Genomic DNA, 16,908 nt, shown 5'->3' with positions numbered 1-16,908 from the left:
TGAATTACTGTAGCATTACGGCAATAGTTGGACGGGTCTCCTCAACTTCTTCCAAGTCCAACTGCAGGCCAATGGGCCCCAATTGCTGTTGCATCATTTCGTAGATGGGTTTTACATCGGCAAAGTTTCCCACAACAGTTTCGCGCGGGGTCGCCCCGTAGTTGTTTTTCACACTTTTGTCCGCTCCAGCATCCAACAACATTTGAACGGCTTCCACTTTACAGAAGAATGCGGCCACATGCAGTGCAGTGGACCCATCGTTGTTTTTAATGGACAAATCGGCTCCTGCGTCGATTAAGGTCTGTGCAATGTCCTTTTTATCAAAGGTAATTGCGGTAATCAATGGCGTTGAACCACTCAACGGGTCTTTCTCATTGATGTCGGTTCCCGCTTTGATGTGCTGTTCCACGACTTCCAAGTTTCCAGCGACCACCGCAGCAGAAAGTGCCATATCTGGCGCCTTAACTTCGGATTTGGCTGTAGTTTCCGTATCGGTTTCAGATTTTTTTTGACCGCAGGCGGATAAGCTTACCATGATAATAAGCAGTGCATAGGTTAGAGGTTTCATTGCATTGTTTTTAAAATTTTTCATGACTTTTCGTTTTAAGTGTTGAACAATAAATTTTATGGTACAAAGATTCCCCAAAGCCTGATGCAGCATTAATCAGCTATGCCGCGAAGTATGTAAGTCCTGCACAGCCCATGAAAATTATGGCGCATGATATAAATTATGCGGCAGAATCTGCATTTTTGCCCTGAAAAGGAATCGCTTATCTTTGTTCAACCCATGCAGCTACTAATCTGCAAACCACAATGCTAGACAAACCAAAAGGGCAGAAATTTACCGATGAGGCCAAGGCCATCACCCTGGAACATCTGGGCGATGAACATTTTGGCGTTTCAGAATTGGCCGATGCCATGCACATGAGCCGTTCCAGTCTCTTGCGCAAATGCAAAAAGCAGACACAGTTGTCGGCCAGCCAGTTTATTCGGCAAATCCGATTGGAAGAAGCCATGGAATTGCTACAGGATTCCGATCTTACGGTTTCGGAAGTTTCTTATCGGGTAGGTTTTGGTAGTACCTCATATTTTATCAAATGTTTTCGGGAACATTACGGTCATCCTCCCGGCGAAGTCGGGAAAGCGGATTTTGAAGAAACAGCGAAGGAACCATCAACATCGTTTTTGAACAAATACAAATGGGCCCTGATGGCCTTGGGCATGTTAGTCATCAGTGGCATTGCTTATCTGTTGATGCCTTCCTCCACTCCTACTGCTGATGTGTCACAAAACACGAACTTGGAGAAGTCCATCGCGGTGCTTCCTTTTAAAAATGAAAGCAGCGATTCCACCAACCTCTATTTTGTCAATGGTTTGATGGAAGCCTCCATGGGCAATCTTCAAAAGATTGAGGATTTACGTGTGATCAGTCGGACGTCGGTAGAGAAATATCGCAACTCCAACCAAAACATCAGTCAAATCGCTTCGGAACTGAATGTGAATTACATTGTGGAGGGCAGCGGTCAAAAGGTAGGCGACCAAGTGATGCTCAACATCCAATTGATTGATGCCGCCACCGACACTCGCATCTGGGGCGAACAATACACACACGAAGTGGTCGATATTTTTGCCGTGCAGAATGAAGTGGCCAAAAAAATTGTCGATGCCATAGAGGCCAAGGTCACACCTTCGGAATTGGAACAAATCGATAAAAAGCCAACCGAAAACCTTGTTGCCTACGATTATTACCTGCAGGCCCAAGAGCCTTTTAATCGAGAAACGGAAGAGGGGCTTTTGGAAGCCATCCCATTATTTGAAAAAGCCATTGAAGAAGATCCTGAATTTGCCTTGGTGTATGCGGATTTGGCCATAGCCTACTATTATCTCGACCTTTATAAAAAGGAAAAACAACATACCGAAATCATAAATAATTATGCGGACAAGGCGCTGCTGCACGACTCCAAATTGACAGAGAGCCTAATTGCAAAGGCCTTGTTTTATATGCATATCGGGAATTATCGGTTGGCGGTCCCGCATTTGGAAAAAGCCTTGGAATACAACCCCAATGCTTCAGGAGTGGTGAATATTTTATCGTCCATTTACTCCAATGCACTGCCCGATACGGGAAAATATTTGGAATATGCCCTAAAGGGCATTCAGTTGGACGTGGCGGACGATGATACCACCAAGAGCTACATTTACCTGCATTTGAGCAATGCCTTGATTCAATCCGGTTTTACGGATGAGGCCTTGGAATATATTGACAAAGCAATTGAGCTATTTCCACAAAACCCATATGCCCCATATCTTAAAGCCTATATCCGCTATGCGAAAAACAAGGACATCAAGCAGACTTTGAACGCCGTAAAGCGTGAGCTTCGGAAAGACACCACCCGATTGGACATTTTACAGGAAGTGGCCAAACTGCACTACTTTCAGAAAGAATATGATAGCGCATTCCATTATTACAAACCTTTCAATGAAGTAAGAAAATCCAAAGGTTTGAACATTTATCCCCAAGAGGATATAAAGGTTGGTTTTACCTATGAAAAAATGGGGTTCCAAGAAGAGGCGGACCGGCTTATTGCAGCTTACGCCGAATATTGCAAAAACGACCAGTCCATTTACCAACCTGCTAGTATGGCGGTGCTATATGCCTATGAAGGCAGGTATGCAGAAGCCATCGCGGAATACGAAAAGTTTGCGGCCAAAAATCATTTTCAGTATTGGATGATTTTATTTATGGCCATGGACCCAGCATTGGAACCCTTAAAATCCTATCCAGGTTATGATGCAGTGATGAAAAAAATAGAGGACCGCTTTTGGGAAAACCACAATCGGTTGGAGGAAACTCTCAAAGAAAAGGAGCTTTTGTAAGCGACTAAAATGTATGGTTCTTCCTCCGTTTTTATCAAAGTATCCAATTGAAATAAATCTATAGCATTTGGTCGTAGAAAAAAAACAGCTTATAAAAGATTCTGATATCTTTCAATATTTCTAGAAAAGGTCAACATATTACCCAAAATAGTTTTAAAAAAAAGCCCATACATGAGTACGGGCTTACTGATATTAAATTTGTCTAACTTATTTTTTACTGGTGTTCACAAATCCTACGGGCATTAGCAATGTTTCCCTTGCAGCAATATTAAGTCCTTCGGAGGTATCGCCTTCTTCTAGAGTGCTCAAGTCCACGCCTGGTGTACCTCTAGGTAAATCATACTGTTCCCCAACACTTGCAGCTCCGTAACCTAAATCTTTCATGGAACCTGCTGTAATTCTGCTCAATGGATTTTCTCCTAGGTTCAAGAAGCCTGTCATAAGTTCGTTGTTCAATGTGGATTCCTGCCAGTGACCAAAAGCGGTTCCGGGACCATATAAACTTTCGATGGGCAATTCGCCAGTTCCTCCTTCTGCGTTCCAGAATACATTGGCCTTATGTCCGGCAAAATAAGGGTTGGTTTCCCCACCAAGAAGCAAGGTCCTATCAAATCCAAAATCCGCAGTGTTCCAAAGGGTTCCTATACCCAACACATGTCCCATTTCGTGTACAATGACATCTTCAAACAAATCCAAAGTTTCCAAAAACTCCAAATCGTCCACATCAAAATACATCACACCTGAAATAGGTAAGAAATCACTGGTACGAACAAAATTGGGGCCTGCTTGCCCCAAAGTTCCTCCCGGTCCATCAATGGGTGCCAAGGCAACTTCTATTACAATGTCGTCCAAGGTTCCTTCAACTGCAGGGGGAAAACCGTTGAATGCGGAAGGAATCGTTCCCGTGATGGAAGGTACATCCTTTATGATAATGCGCTCCCAACGGGAAGCGGCTTGATCAAAAACTTCTTGTTGTCTCTCTGTAGGAGGTAACAAAAACTTAAGGGTTATATTAAAACGTCCCCTGTCCTCTCCTGCAGCGCCGCTGGCTCTAGCGGCAGAAATATCAGTAGTTGGAATCACATCATCAATAATAATGGGATCACCTGTCCGTGAGGCCAGTTCCACCAAGCTTGGTTCGGACTCTTTCATGGCACTTACATCCTCTCCCAAAGCTTCGTCTTGCGAACAAGAATGAAATACAAATGCTCCAAAGGTGGCAACAAGTAGTAAAGAAAAAGATGGTGTTCTCTTGAGGTTTTTCATAATCGTGTTTCAATTTAAGATTAAGTAATTATCAACCTTAAGATGAAAAAACTAATTATGAATTTACCTATATATTGTATGAATGGGTAAAACTTATGTAAGAATGGGAGTTTGAAACGAGCAGTATATTACTTCTCGTTGACCTCTACCAGTTTGTCTTCGTCCCACTCACCACCGGCGACCACATCGCCTTCAGCATCGTAAAATTTTCCGGTACCGCTACGCTTGTCATTTTCCCACTCGCCCGTGTATTTCTCTCCATTGGGCCAATAGTAACTACCGAATCCACTACGTTTATCATTCTTATAATTGCCCACGTAGTATTCTCCATCGGGCCAGTAAAAAGTACCTTCCCCGTGCCGCTGATTGCTCTGCCACTCGCCTTCGTACCTGCTGCCGGTATCCAACAAAGCGACTCCAAAACCATGGGCCTTACCATCTTTGACTTGACCGATGTAGTGCAATTGATTTCCCTTCTTGCTCTCAAAGGTCAGGTATTCGCCAAAGGACTTTTGCTGGAGTTGCTTTTTTAAACGGGCTAATTGGACCTTGGTCTTTTTTAGAGAGAAATTAAGGGAGTCGTATTTTCTAACGGCCATGTCTTCATCCCATCTGGAAGCGGAGAGTGTATCCTGCGATTCAAATGTACTGTCTTGAACAGTCAACACATTGGAATTCGTGTTCCGTAGCTTTTCCGCCAATGCAATACGCAATGGGATAATCCTATTGTTTTCCTCCATGGAATTCATGGACGCATTATAGGATGCTATGGCCGTGTCATATTCGCCCTCCAACAACAGTGAGTCGATTTCCGTCAACTGATCGTAGGCATGTATCTTTTCTGAAATGATTTTATTTTCTTCCCTAAGCTGGGAAAGATCCTTTTGAAGCTGAACCGATTTGGAAAAAAAGAACAGTATTCCCACGATTGAAAAGGCCAAAAGAATAAAGGGAGCGTATTTTTTTATCTTCATGAGTAATTGCTTGGTTCACTATTAGATACGTATCAATCGGTCAAATGGACGTCGGGCAACTTGTTTTTGACCTTCCTGAAGTCGGGCGAATAGTACATGTGGAAGCGTAGGGTCCAACCTTGATGGAAATACCCTGGATTGGATCGCTCTTGACCCTGGGAATATAGAACACCTGCTGCAACTGTTAATCGGGGCGTGAGAATGTACCCGACGGTCGTGGTCAATCGTAGGTCTTCCATGGGGCTTCCCACTACTTCCTTTCCACTTTGCATAATCAATTCCGCTTCTGGGGAAACATATAATGTTTTTGGGCTCAGCTTGTTGTTGTTCAGTGGGATTTTGGCCCGGAACATATACCGCCATCGATTTCTGAAAATATAATCACTATCCTCGGCAAAACCTTGGGTCCATCGATGCTCTATTCGGATTCGATGGTACAACATGGCTGAGTAAAACGGCATGGCAAATTGGTATTGGTGCCAAATCCGCCATTCAGGGACAACATTCCTGTCCTCCGAATCTTCATCGGTATTAAAATTGATGCGCACTACCCCACCCAATCTGAAATTGGTCTTCTTGTTAAAGATATAACCAATGGCATGTCGGTTGTAAATCTGACCTATCTGTCCTATAAAAGGAGTGCTTTTGGTCTCCTCAAACCTAAAATGGGTCTGGGCATCCCAAAAGAAACGCTTTCCAATCCTGATGTTTCCGTAGGTATTGAACCAAACTTTGGTTTTTGGACTTTTATATTGTGAAGTCTCTGGCAATACCACGGGTTCGGATTCTTGTGAAAAACCGATACCCATAACTCCAACAATCAGCAAAACAACCACCAAAAAGTTTCTACTAGTACTCTTCATGCTTATTGGTTTTTTAGGGTTGATTGCTCTTGGAGCAATGTTAAAACGGCTTGGGGACGTTTTTCCCTTCGGAGTTTGCGCTCCAACTTTTTGGTGTCCTTATGGCGTAGATCCAATATAATTTGATGGGTGTTTTCCATTCGATCATTCAGTTGACCTGCATTGGTACAGCTTACATTTTCCGTGACCGTATCAATGAAATAGGGAATCAAAATATCTTCGTACGCACCCACAATTCGTTTTTTCACCTCTTCTTCCATCACATTGGCCATAAAGGGGTTCCAAACGGCATCAGTGTATTCTTTTTTGATTTCTCCTCGGCGTGCCGGAATGCTTTTGATGTTTTGGGCAAGTGCGGTCAACTCAGAAAGGCATACTTTTATGCCTCGGCCGTACTCCAGCTTTTCATTAGGATTCTCAATGTCCGCATAAGTGGTTAAAGAACTGTCCGCCAACTGCTGAAGTTGGTCCAATGCCGTAACATAATCTGAAGAAAGCCCAGAAACGGAATCCATTTCTCGTTCCAAACCGTTGTTGATTTCAATGAGCTCTTCTTCCAAACCATTCAACATTTGAAGTTGCTCGTCATTGGTCAGGCGTGATGCCAAGGAACCTTTTATATATTCCAAGCTCATTCTTGCATAGGTGGCCATGGCTCCTACGGATAGCAAATCATCCCCTTCATATTCAAATTCCCCGGAACTGGGCAAACTGAAAACCCTTGTTTCGTCTCTATCATTGGTAACCCTGATTGCTGTGCTCGGTTTTCCGTTGGGCCATAATCGGTTCAATAATTCTGGTATTGGTTGATGCTGGACAATATCCAAATCGATATGGCTCACCAAGGTTTTCAAAGGGTTCAAAAACTCTTTGTTTATTTTTTCTGTGGCATTGTAATAGAAAAGTGCTTCGGGGTCCGAACGTTTCACGATGTTAAGATGACTGTTCTCCAGAATGGCATTGCTTAAGTCCGCCGCCACTTTATAGTCAGAGGCAATCTGCGCCAATGTTTTATTCTGAAGGGAATCCAAAGGATAATGCGGAACCCTGGCCTTCATGTTGGGTTTGAACCCAGCATTTCCCAAGTGGCCCAATACACCGTTTATTTTTTGATAGTACTCCATATGCTGCTCAAGCAAATTGGCCACATGGCTTTTGCCATTTTCCGAGTCCAATACCGATTCCAGCAATGCAATAAAACCTGCATCCAAATCAATGGTCTGGTAGCTCGGAAGGTCAGCGTTGAATATTGAAATCTCATCGGATTCCATTTGTACGCTGCGTAGCAATCCATCATCAAAAAACCAATTTTCCATATCATCAACGGTCTCCGTTCCATAAAAAGACCATTCATCATGTGCCAAACCGTCCCTCAGCAATCTACCGACCAGCACACTGGTATCGTTTTCTATTTGAAAATTTTGCTGTGGCACACCTTCATCAAAGGAAATGGTGCTCTTGAACAGTGTCTTTTCAATTTGGGAATCCTTGATCTGATTGATGGTATAGGTCCATGTGCCATCTGGCTTCCCTTGAGCCAAGTCTCCCGTTCCAATTTCTTGGACGCCACTGATCAATACACGGTACTCATTGTCCACTACTTGGCTCTGGTTATTTGTATTGAACTCCCCAAACTGAAACTCCCATGGGCCGTTCGCCACCCCTTTATCAAAATAACCTGTAAAACCAAAAGAGGAGTCCTTTTGCTCCATTAAGGTTTGCAAATTGGATTTACGGAGTTGGAAATCGCCATTGAAAACGGTGTCCAAGTCGATAATACTGTATTGATAAACCGCTTTTCCCTGATAAGGTCCCACCTGAAGCGGACCTTCATACGTTTTCAGTTCCTGACCATAGGTTGATAGCGGCAGAACCAATAGAAAAAATAAAGGGAGAAGCCATTTCTTAAAGGGCTGAATCATGAGGAAATTGTGGTTTAGCTGATATTTACAATTACCTACGTACCCAACGAAGCTTTTGGATTATATATGTCTTAGCTTTTAAGGATTTGCCCTGTTTTGTTATAAAAAAATCATTGATTGCTAATTTGACCAAGGCATTCTTTTGCAAAGTCTGAAATTTAAAAACGAAAAAAGCGCACCGATCGGTGCGCTTTTGTATTTCTCTAATCAAAACCTGAAGGGTTTACCAAATTTTGATACGTTCTTCCTCTGGTTTATAATTTTCCTCGCCCGGTTGCACATCAAAAGCATCGTAGAAAGGCGTTAAGTTCATCAATGGCCCATTGACTCGCCATATGGCCGGGGAATGTGAATTGGTATTCACATAGTTCCGCATGAATTCATCACGGACCTTCACTCGCCAAATACGGGCAATGGACAAAAAGAAGCGTTGGTCTGGAGTGTATCCACCTATTTTCACGGTATCCTGACCTTGTTCCGTCATTTTAAAGGCGTCGTACGCTATAGCAATCCCTCCATTGTCCGCTGTGTTCTCGCCGATGGTCATGGCTCCTTTTAAGTGAACCGTGTCCAAAACGGTAAACGAACTGTAGCGATCGATAAGCTGCTGTGTCTTTTCCTTGAATTTCTCCAAATCAGATTCCGTCCACCAATTTTTTAAGTTTCCTTCGCCATCATACTGGGAACCGTTATCGTCAAATGCGTGGGTAAGCTCGTGGCCTATGACCATCCCTATACCTCCGTAGTTTACGGCATCATCAGCGGCCATGTCAAAATAAGGGAACTGTAGAATCCCCGCCGGAAAAACAATCTCATTGAGTGATGGATTGTAATATGCCGTTACCGTAGAGGGCGTAGTGCCCCAAGCATCCTTGTTCGGTGGCTTGTTCAAGTATTGCACATTGTACTCGTAGTTATTGGCTTGTAGTGCGATCACATTTTCAAAATACTGATCCCGCTCGATATCCACATCATACTCGCGCCATACATCGGGGTAGGCTATTTTCTTGGTAATGGCATACAACTTTTCCTTGGCCTTGGCCTTGGTGCTGTCACTCATCCAGTCCAATTGGGACATTCTGTTTTCAAAAGCCTTCTGTAGATTGTTTACCAAATCCAATACACGTTGCTTGGCGGCTTCGTCAAAATAACGCTTCACGTAGAGCTGTCCCAAGGCAAAGCCCAGATTTCGGTCCACTTGCTGCGCCATAATCTGTGGTCGTGGCTGTTGTTTCGACTGACCCAATAGCACTTTATTGTACTCAAAAAGGGCATCTTCAAAAGCTACGCTCAAAAATCTAGCATAATGCTGTAGTGTATGCGCCTTTAAATAGGTTTTCCAGTCCTCCACGGACACAGTGCCCAATAATTCGTCCAAAGTATTGTAGTATTCTGGTTGACGAACATTAATGGAATCAGCTTCCAATGCCAACGCATCCAACAAAGTTGCCCAATCTATATTCGGATTGGATGCAGTGATATCACTAACCGCCAATTTATTGTAATTGGCTTGGATATCACGTCTTTCGATGCGTGTTTTATGGGATTCGGCCAACTGCTTTTCGATTTCGTAGACGGTTTCCGCTTTTGCTGCACCATCCGCTATGTCCGATAAATCAAACAGGGTCGACACATACGTTTTGTAGGCATCTTGAATACCCGTCGTGGATTCATCTGTTTTAAAGTAATAATCCCTATCCGGTAGTCCCAGACCCGATTGACTGGCATGTAGTATATTGATTTGACTGTTTTTATTGTCTGGCGCTACGCGAAGCCCCATGATGGAGTTGTTGCCCTTGGCGATTTGCGTTGTGACAAAATCAATGACCTCATCGGTATTGGAGAGGGCCTCAATTTCCTCCAAGATTGGTTTCACGGGCGCGTATCCTCTTTGGTTGATGGTGGCCGTATCCATGCCAGAGGCAAAGAAATCCCCCACTTTTTGCTCCACCGTTCCTTTTTCGTGTTCAGCGGACGATACTTCCTCCAAAATATCCTGAAGCAATTGTCGCTGTGGGATATTGAGAAAGCTATACGAACCCACACCCACTTGATCATCGGCAATTTGAACCGTGTCGTACCAGGACTTGTTTACGTGGTCAAAAAAATTGTCCCCTGGTTTGATCGATTCCGTGATTCCGGTAAATGCGATTTTGGATGGTTCTTCTTCGGTTTTTTCTTGTTGGCAAGAAACTAAAAGGATAGCTGCCAAAGCTATCGACGAAACATATTTCATAAGGATGGTTTATTTGTCACAAGATACCTATAAATAAGGTTTCATTTGAGATGCTTGTAAAATTTTGTTACCCCAAACCGCCAACCAACTCCAAAGCCTTATCTATTTCTTCTTTGGAATTATAGATGTGAACCGAATGCCGCATCATTTTACTGCCTACGGAGCGAGGTTGTAAACGCTCTTTTCCCCATAGGTATTTTTGAAGCTCGGGGCCGCTCATTCCCGCTACGCTGTAGGTAGTGATGCCGGCCACCATTTCCTCATTAGTGGGTGAGTAGAAGGTAACGTGTTTCATTTCCTTGAGACCATCACGCAGATATTGGCCCAGTTCCTTTACACGGTTCAACCATACATCATGACCGATGGTATTGAAAAAGTCCAACGCGGCATCGTATCCTGCCATAAGCCCTGCATTCCCAGTACCGTTTTGCATCAACCGAAAACCATGATCATCTTGATTGTCCCAGTTGTAGCTTGCAATGGTCGTCCAAATATCGCCCACCACATCTTTATTGATATACAGCAATCCACTGCCCGAAGGGGCCAGCAACCATTTGTGCAAACTCGAATAATAGGCATCACAACCAATCTCCTTTACATCCACCGGGATTTGCCCCACGCATTGCGCACCGTCCAACACGGTAAAAATGCCTCGCTTTTTGGCCTCAGTACAAATCTCCTTCACGGGCATTACCGTTCCAAAGCCCGAAACGATATGCGGAATGGCAATCACCTTGGTTTTTGGCGTCACTTCCTTAAAAATGGCATCCACGATTTCTTGTGGGTCGTTGGCAGGTTCCGGCATGGTAGCCTGCTTGTACACACAGCCTTTGCGTTTGGCCAAGAGTTGCCAAGCACCGAATCCACCTCCATGTTCCTGATTGGTGTTGAGCAGTTCGTCGCCTTCTTTGAGGTTGAGTCCCATTCCCACGTAGTTCATGCCAAAAGTGGCATTCTGGGTCAGGGAGATTTCCTTGAAATCGCAATTGATAATCTTGCCCAACTTGGTGCGCAGTTCCTCATACGGAAAATAACCCGTCAACAATTCGGGTCCCGATCCATTTTTATAGTCCACCGTAGCGGCTTCCACGTTCCAGTGCATCATGTGGTCGAACATTTTATCAAGCACATAACCGGGCGTAGGCCCCATGGTACCATTATTGAAGTAGGTCTGCCCTTCTTTTAAAGGAAACTGCTTGCGTACCATGCTCCAATAGGCTTCATCTTTGGGGGCATTGGTTTTCAAGGGTTCAATGGACCAGTCTTTTTTGGGGTCGAAAGAAATGAACGGCATCGACATCATCGCCGCGGCGCCTTGTTTTAAAAATTTTCTACGTTGTGACATTTTTTGGTTGGTTATTGGGTTATTGGTTATTGTCGACTTGAATAGGTCTCTTCAAAGAAAATGCAAATTCTTTGAAAATTTGTCATCACTTCTCCCCTTTTTGCTTCATTAGCTTTAAACAATCCCTTAAATTTAAGTGCTAATTTCAGAATCATGAAAAATAAATTACTTCTGCTCCTATTTTTGGGAGTAATCAGTGTCTCGGCCCAAGACCAACTAATTGGGTTCAGTGAAAAAGCTTCGGACGACCAACTACAACTCGAAGCGGATTACGAAAAACAACTTTCCTCCGACAATCTCGACCAATGGATGAAACGCATGGCCGCCGAGCCCCACTGGGTCGGTACCGAATACGGTGAGAAGAACGTTAAATGGATGGAAAAGCAATTCAAATCCTGGGGGTACAAGACCCGTATCGATACCTACCACGTGCTGTTCCCCTACCCAAAAGTGCGCTTGTTGGAACTGACCGCACCCACCCAATACACCGCCAAATTGGAAGCTGTTGCGGTAGAGGGCGACCCTTACACTGCCCAGGGCGATAAATTGCTGCCCAGCTACAACGCTTTCTCCACCGATGGCGATGTGGAAGCCGAACTGGTTTTTGTGAACTACGGCATCCCTAGCGACTACGAGGAACTGGAAAAACTGGGCATCGATGTAAAAGGCAAGATCGTTATTGCGAAATACTACGGTTCTTGGCGTGGCATCAAACCGAAACTGGCCGCCGAAAAAGGGGCCATTGGCTGTATCATCTATTCCGATCCCGAGGATGATGGCTACTACCAAGGCGATACGTACCCCAAAGGAGCTTTTAAGAACAAAACGGGAGTGCAGCGTGGTTCCGTGATGGACATGCCGCTCTACCCTGGTGATGTATTGACCCCCGGCTATGCCGCCACCAAAGATGCCCAGCGTTTGGACCGTGAAGAGGCACCCACCATTACCAAAATACCTGTATTGCCCATTTCCTACGAGGATGCACAGCCGCTGTTGGAAGCCTTGGAAGGCCCTGTAGCCCCAGCTTCTTGGAGAGGAGCGATGCCCCTTACCTATCATATTGGGCCCGGACCTGCCAAAGTACACCTGAAACTGGAGTTTGATTGGCAATTGAAACCCGCCCATAACCTGATCGCCACTTTGGAGGGCGATGAATTCCCCGACGAGTGGGTCATCCGTGGGAACCACCACGATGCTTGGGTGCATGGCGCCAGCGATCCCGTGAGCGGTATGGTCGCCTTGATGGAAGAAGCCCGCGTAGTGGGACAATTGGCCAAAAAGGGCAACAAACCCAAACGTACCTTGGTGTACTGTGCTTGGGATGCCGAAGAACCCGGACTCATCGGTTCCACGGAATGGGTGGAAGACCATCTGCCGGAACTGCAGAAAAAAGCTGTGGCCTACATCAATACCGATGGCAACAGCCGTGGATATTTGGGCGTGGGAGGCTCCCATTCGCTACAGGCCATGGTAAGCCAAGTGGCCGATGTGGTGACCGATCCACAAAAAGGCGTCTCCGTAGCGGAGCGTCGCAAGGCGGCCAACCTGATGCGCGGGGGTGATGACTCCTTTAAACTGTCCGCTTTGGGCTCCGGTTCTGATTATACACCCTTTATCCAGCATACGGGCATTGCCTCGCTGAACTTGGGCTACGGAGGTGAGGGCCGTGGTGGGGAATACCACACCATTTACGATACCTACTCCCACTACACCCGTTTTAAGGACCCTGGTTTTGACTATGGCGTGGTCTTGGCCAATACAGCTGGACGCCTTACCCTACGTATGGCCAATGCCGAGGTGTTGCCGTTTGAACTTACCCAATGGCACAGCACCATTGAAACCTATTTGGGCGAAGTGATGAAAACCTTGGAAGATATGCGCTCCAAAGTGGAAAAACACAACAAACTGGTGAAGGCGGATGCCTACCAATTGACCATGGATTCAAAAAAACCCGTAGCACCTGCAAAAATGAAGGAGGAAGTACCCTATTTGGACTTCTCCCCTATACAGAATGTGATTGCGGATTTAAAGAAAAGTATCGAGACCTTTTCCAAGGCCGATGTACTTGCCCTGTCCCCCGCCAAAAAGGCACAACTGAACCAAAAGTTGATGGGCTTGGAGCAGGTATTATTGCAAGAAAAAGGACTGCCCCGTAGGGACTGGTTCAAGCACCAGATCTATGCCCCTGGATTTTACACGGGCTATGGGGTAAAAACACTTCCAGGCGTGCGCGAGGCCATAGAGCAGCAGGAATGGAAAGAAGCACAGGAACAAATCGGGGTGTTGGCCACCACCCTCAAGAATTTTGATGCTCAGGTACAACAACTGAACAGCCTAGTGCAGTAACTGGATTTCTCTGACAACAACCCAACCGCCTCTTGCGAACTATGTAGGAGGCGGTTTTCTTTGCTGCAATACCATTTTTGCTTTTCTCAAAAGCATGGATTACCTTTCCCAGACCCAAATTGCAAGACACTTACCTATGAATGTACGGCTTACCAAAGAACAAAAGATCAAAGTGCTCAACTCCTCGGACATATATGCGATCATGCAGCAGGTATTGCTGCGCGAGAACAAGATACGCCGCAACCAAGAGCATTTTTGGGTGGTGGGCCTTAACCACAACAACAAGATTCTCTTTGTGGAGCTCATTGGCCTGGGGGCCAGCAACCGCGTAAATGCCGAGCCGCCCGATGTGTTTCGGATGGCGATCTACAAACTGGCCCATAAACTTATTTTGGTACACAACCACCCCAGCGGCACACATGAGGTGACCGATGCCGATATTACCTTTACCGACCACATGCTGAAAGCGGGCAAACTCATAAAAGTGGAGGTTGGATACTTCGGTTCGTTTTGTGCCACCCATTTCGGAGTTATAGTGCCAGGCATTTCGGTTTGATCTGTGCCACTTTTGGCGGGCGGCCCGATCCGTTTCGGTTCGTTTTGTGCCAGTGATATCGGTTCGATCCGTGCCACTTTGAAAGATCAAGTAACAATTACCTTGTCGCTCAAAAACAAGCGATATGGCCAATACACTTGATCCGATGGACCTAAAACAGATTATTTCCCTTCACCTCGATGGGCTGAGCAACCGCAAGATAGGTGCCACCCTAGGGATATCCCGTAACACGGTGAACAGCTATATGCGCCTGTTCGGGGCCTGCGACCGCTCCCTTAAGGAATTGCTCGCCCTTGACAATGGGGCCCTGGAGGCACTCTTCCCATCCCATACGACCATAGACAATGTTCGCTACGACGAGCTCATGCGCTGTTTCGAGGGGATCAACAGGGCCAGGAACCACCCCGGCTTCACCTTCCTCCACCATTACCAGGATTATGTCGGAACGGCCAAGGATCCCTATGGCTATACCCAGTTCCTGGAACATTACCACCGTAAATATGCAAAGATAAAAGGCTCGATGAAGCTCGAGCACGACCCCGGCAAGGAACTGTTCATCGACTTCGCGGGCAAGAAACTGCATATGGTCGAGAGGGACACAGGGGAAGTGGTCCCGGTGGAAGTGTTCGTGGCCATCCTTCCCAATAGCCAGTATACCTACGTGGAGGCCTGCAGGAGCCAAAAACGGGAGGACCTGATCGCTTGTTGCACCAATGCCCTGAACTATTACGGTGGCGTGCCCAAGGCCATTGTATCGGACAACCTGAAATCCGCGGTGACAAGGGCGAGCAGATATGAGGCGGACATCAACCGGAGCTTCAAGGATTTTGCCCGGCACTACAACTGCGCCATAAACCCCGCCCGGGGGTATTCCCCGCAGGACAAGGCCCTGGTGGAGAACGCCGTGCACCTTGCCTATCAGCGCATCTATTACCCGATGCGGGAAATGGTGTTCTTCTCCCTGGCCGACCTGAACCGGGAGATAAAGCGCCTGTTGGTGGCCTATAACGGTCTATTGTTCAAACGCAAGGAGGCCAGTCGCAGGGAACTGTTCCAATCCGTGGAACGGGAATACCTCAAGCCCCTGCCCGGGAGTGCTTACCAGCTAAAGGACTATCGCAGGGCAAAGGTCCAGAAGATGGGCTATGTGTACTTCTCCCCGGACAAGAGCTATTACAGCGTCCCCTACCGTTATATCGGGAAGGAGACCACAATCCACTATACGGGTTCCACGGTGGAGGTCCATTACCACCAGCGGCGGATCGCGCTGCACGGGCGCCACCCGGAAAAGGGCAGCTATAATACCAAAAAAGAGCACCTGGGCAGTACCCATAAATATTATAGCGACTGGAGCCCGGAGTTCTTTAAAAGGAAAGCGGCCCGCCATGGCGACCATGTGCTGGGCTGTGTGGAGACGATACTGTCAAAGGGGGACTACCCGGAGATAGGATATAAACGGGCGATGGGGGTCATACAGCTCCATAGGGCCTACGGTTCGCAACGCCTGGACAATGCCTGTAAAAGGGCCCTTCAGGCGGATGCCGCCACCTATATGCGCATCAGGAACATCCTGAAGAACAACCTGGACAAAAGCTCCCTGTTCTACAGGGACCTGGAAGAGGACAAGAGCCACATCCCGGACCACGGGAACATACGTGGCGCCTCCGCTTATCAATGATCATTAACTTAAATCCGATATATTATGAACAATGAACAGACGATCGAAAAACTCAAACAGATGCGCCTTACCGCCATGGCCCAATTGCACCAACAGCACGTAAGGGACAACGGTTCGCCCGACATTACCGCGGACGAATACCTGGCCCTGCTCACGGACCACCAATGGGAGGACCGCCAGAACAGGAAGATCCAGCGGCTGCTCAAACAGGCGGGGTTCGCACAGTCCGCCAACCTGGCCGAGGTGAAACATGACCAACAGCGCAACCTGGACAGGAACATGTTCGCCCGCCTGGGGACCCTGGATTTTATGGCCCGCAAGGAAAACATCATCCTCACAGGGGCCTCGGGAACGGGCAAGAGCTATCTGGCACAGGCACTGGGCCACCAGGCATGTATGATGGAACACAGGGCCATATATGCCAATACGGCAAGATTACTTAAAAAACTGAAACTCTGCAAAGTGGACGGCACCTATCTAAAGGAACTGGACAAGCTCCTGAAAACCGACCTGTTGATCCTGGACGACTTTGGCCTGCAGAGCTTTGACAACCATGCCCGGGAGGCCATGATGGATATCATAGACGACCGTTACAACAAGGCTTCCACCATTATAGCTTCCCAGATACCCGTATCGGCTTGGTACGATATTATCGGGGAAAGCACAATTGCCGACGCCATATTGGACAGGATAGTGAACTCCTCCCACAGGTTGGACCTAAAAGGGGAAAGCTTAAGAAAAGGAATTTTAAAAAACGATTGACACATTTTTTTGTATTATTGAAGGATCTTTCAAAGTGGCACTGTTTGACCGAAACAGGTGGCACCATCACTCCGAAATAGCCA

General features: G+C 46.4%; 12 protein-coding genes. 5 read left to right on the top strand and 7 right to left on the bottom strand.

What is annotated here, in order from left to right; translation table 11 throughout:
• Nucleotides 1–4: 4 nt before the first annotated feature.
• Nucleotides 5–592, bottom strand: coding sequence for an ankyrin repeat domain-containing protein (locus EO132_RS04560; RefSeq protein ID WP_127136796.1), 588 nt, complete (start codon nt 590–592; stop codon nt 5–7).
• Between the two features lie 221 nt (nt 593–813).
• Here EO132_RS04560 and EO132_RS04555 point away from each other — a divergent pair, with 221 nt between their 5' ends.
• A complete protein-coding gene (locus EO132_RS04555) occupies nt 814–2,877 on the top strand; it encodes a helix-turn-helix domain-containing protein (RefSeq protein ID WP_127136795.1) in 2,064 nt (687 codons plus the stop codon).
• 207 nt (nt 2,878–3,084) lie between these two features.
• Here the strand turns inward: EO132_RS04555 and EO132_RS04550 are convergent, their stop codons facing one another.
• The 6 genes from EO132_RS04550 to EO132_RS04525 form a co-directional block, all read right to left on the bottom strand.
• Nucleotides 3,085–4,143 (bottom strand): M8 family metallopeptidase, encoded by a 1,059-nt coding sequence (locus tag EO132_RS04550; protein ID WP_127136794.1) that lies wholly within the window; start codon nt 4,141–4,143, stop codon nt 3,085–3,087.
• 128 nt (nt 4,144–4,271) lie between these two features.
• The gene (locus tag EO132_RS04545) at nt 4,272–5,117 is read right to left on the bottom strand and encodes an MORN repeat-containing protein (protein WP_127136793.1); all 846 of its coding nucleotides are present in this window, start codon (nt 5,115–5,117) and stop codon (nt 4,272–4,274) included.
• Between the two features lie 32 nt (nt 5,118–5,149).
• Entirely contained in the window at nt 5,150–5,980 is an 831-nt protein-coding gene (locus EO132_RS04540) for a DUF2490 domain-containing protein (RefSeq protein ID WP_127136792.1), read from the bottom strand.
• A 2-nt stretch (nt 5,981–5,982) separates the two neighbouring features.
• The gene (locus EO132_RS04535) at nt 5,983–7,902 is read right to left on the bottom strand and encodes a hypothetical protein (protein WP_127136791.1); all 1,920 of its coding nucleotides are present in this window, start codon (nt 7,900–7,902) and stop codon (nt 5,983–5,985) included.
• Between the two features lie 223 nt (nt 7,903–8,125).
• Nucleotides 8,126–10,138: a M13 family metallopeptidase gene (locus EO132_RS04530; protein WP_127136790.1), complete on the bottom strand. Its 2,013-nt coding sequence runs from the start codon at nt 10,136–10,138 to the stop codon at nt 8,126–8,128.
• A gap of 67 nt (nt 10,139–10,205) precedes the next feature.
• Nucleotides 10,206–11,483 (bottom strand): aminotransferase class V-fold PLP-dependent enzyme, encoded by a 1,278-nt coding sequence (locus tag EO132_RS04525; protein ID WP_127136789.1) that lies wholly within the window; start codon nt 11,481–11,483, stop codon nt 10,206–10,208.
• A 153-nt stretch (nt 11,484–11,636) separates the two neighbouring features.
• Between EO132_RS04525 and EO132_RS04520 the strand changes: the two genes are divergently transcribed.
• The 4 genes from EO132_RS04520 (at nt 11,637) to istB (ending at nt 16,825) form a co-directional block, all read left to right on the top strand.
• On the top strand, nt 11,637–13,829 hold the full coding sequence (locus EO132_RS04520) for a transferrin receptor-like dimerization domain-containing protein (RefSeq protein WP_127136788.1): 2,193 nt from the start codon (nt 11,637–11,639) through the stop codon (nt 13,827–13,829).
• Between the two features lie 94 nt (nt 13,830–13,923).
• Nucleotides 13,924–14,385, top strand: coding sequence for a JAB domain-containing protein (locus EO132_RS04515; RefSeq protein WP_235856377.1), 462 nt, complete (start codon nt 13,924–13,926; stop codon nt 14,383–14,385).
• A 124-nt stretch (nt 14,386–14,509) separates the two neighbouring features.
• A complete protein-coding gene (gene istA, locus EO132_RS04510; RefSeq protein WP_127136785.1) occupies nt 14,510–16,063 on the top strand; it encodes an IS21 family transposase in 1,554 nt (517 codons plus the stop codon).
• A gap of 24 nt (nt 16,064–16,087) precedes the next feature.
• A complete protein-coding gene (istB, locus tag EO132_RS04505; RefSeq protein ID WP_127136784.1) occupies nt 16,088–16,825 on the top strand; it encodes an IS21-like element helper ATPase IstB in 738 nt (245 codons plus the stop codon).
• Nucleotides 16,826–16,908 lie beyond the last annotated feature (83 nt).

This window comes from Flagellimonas oceanensis (assembly GCF_003992595.1).
Lineage (GTDB): Bacteria > Bacteroidota > Bacteroidia > Flavobacteriales > Flavobacteriaceae > Flagellimonas > Flagellimonas oceanensis.
This window is presented reverse-complemented; position numbering and strand designations above follow the sequence as displayed.

What these genes read in the sequence shown, in the direction of transcription:
- EO132_RS04545 (WP_127136793.1), bottom strand. Translation starts at nt 5,117, where the DNA reads ATGAAGATAAAAAAATACGCTCCCTTTATTCTTTTGGCCTTTTCAATC.
- EO132_RS04560 (WP_127136796.1), bottom strand. Translation starts at nt 592, where the DNA reads ATGAAAAATTTTAAAAACAATGCAATGAAACCTCTAACCTATGCACTG.
- EO132_RS04555 (WP_127136795.1), top strand. Translation starts at nt 814, where the DNA reads ATGCTAGACAAACCAAAAGGGCAGAAATTTACCGATGAGGCCAAGGCC.
- EO132_RS04525 (WP_127136789.1), bottom strand. Translation starts at nt 11,483, where the DNA reads ATGTCACAACGTAGAAAATTTTTAAAACAAGGCGCCGCGGCGATGATG.
- EO132_RS04550 (WP_127136794.1), bottom strand. Translation starts at nt 4,143, where the DNA reads ATGAAAAACCTCAAGAGAACACCATCTTTTTCTTTACTACTTGTTGCC.
- istB (WP_127136784.1), top strand. Translation starts at nt 16,088, where the DNA reads ATGAACAATGAACAGACGATCGAAAAACTCAAACAGATGCGCCTTACC.
- EO132_RS04535 (WP_127136791.1), bottom strand. Translation starts at nt 7,902, where the DNA reads ATGATTCAGCCCTTTAAGAAATGGCTTCTCCCTTTATTTTTTCTATTG.
- EO132_RS04515 (WP_235856377.1), top strand. Translation starts at nt 13,924, where the DNA reads ATGGATTACCTTTCCCAGACCCAAATTGCAAGACACTTACCTATGAAT.
- EO132_RS04530 (WP_127136790.1), bottom strand. Translation starts at nt 10,138, where the DNA reads ATGAAATATGTTTCGTCGATAGCTTTGGCAGCTATCCTTTTAGTTTCT.
- EO132_RS04520 (WP_127136788.1), top strand. Translation starts at nt 11,637, where the DNA reads ATGAAAAATAAATTACTTCTGCTCCTATTTTTGGGAGTAATCAGTGTC.
- istA (WP_127136785.1), top strand. Translation starts at nt 14,510, where the DNA reads ATGGCCAATACACTTGATCCGATGGACCTAAAACAGATTATTTCCCTT.
- EO132_RS04540 (WP_127136792.1), bottom strand. Translation starts at nt 5,980, where the DNA reads ATGAAGAGTACTAGTAGAAACTTTTTGGTGGTTGTTTTGCTGATTGTT.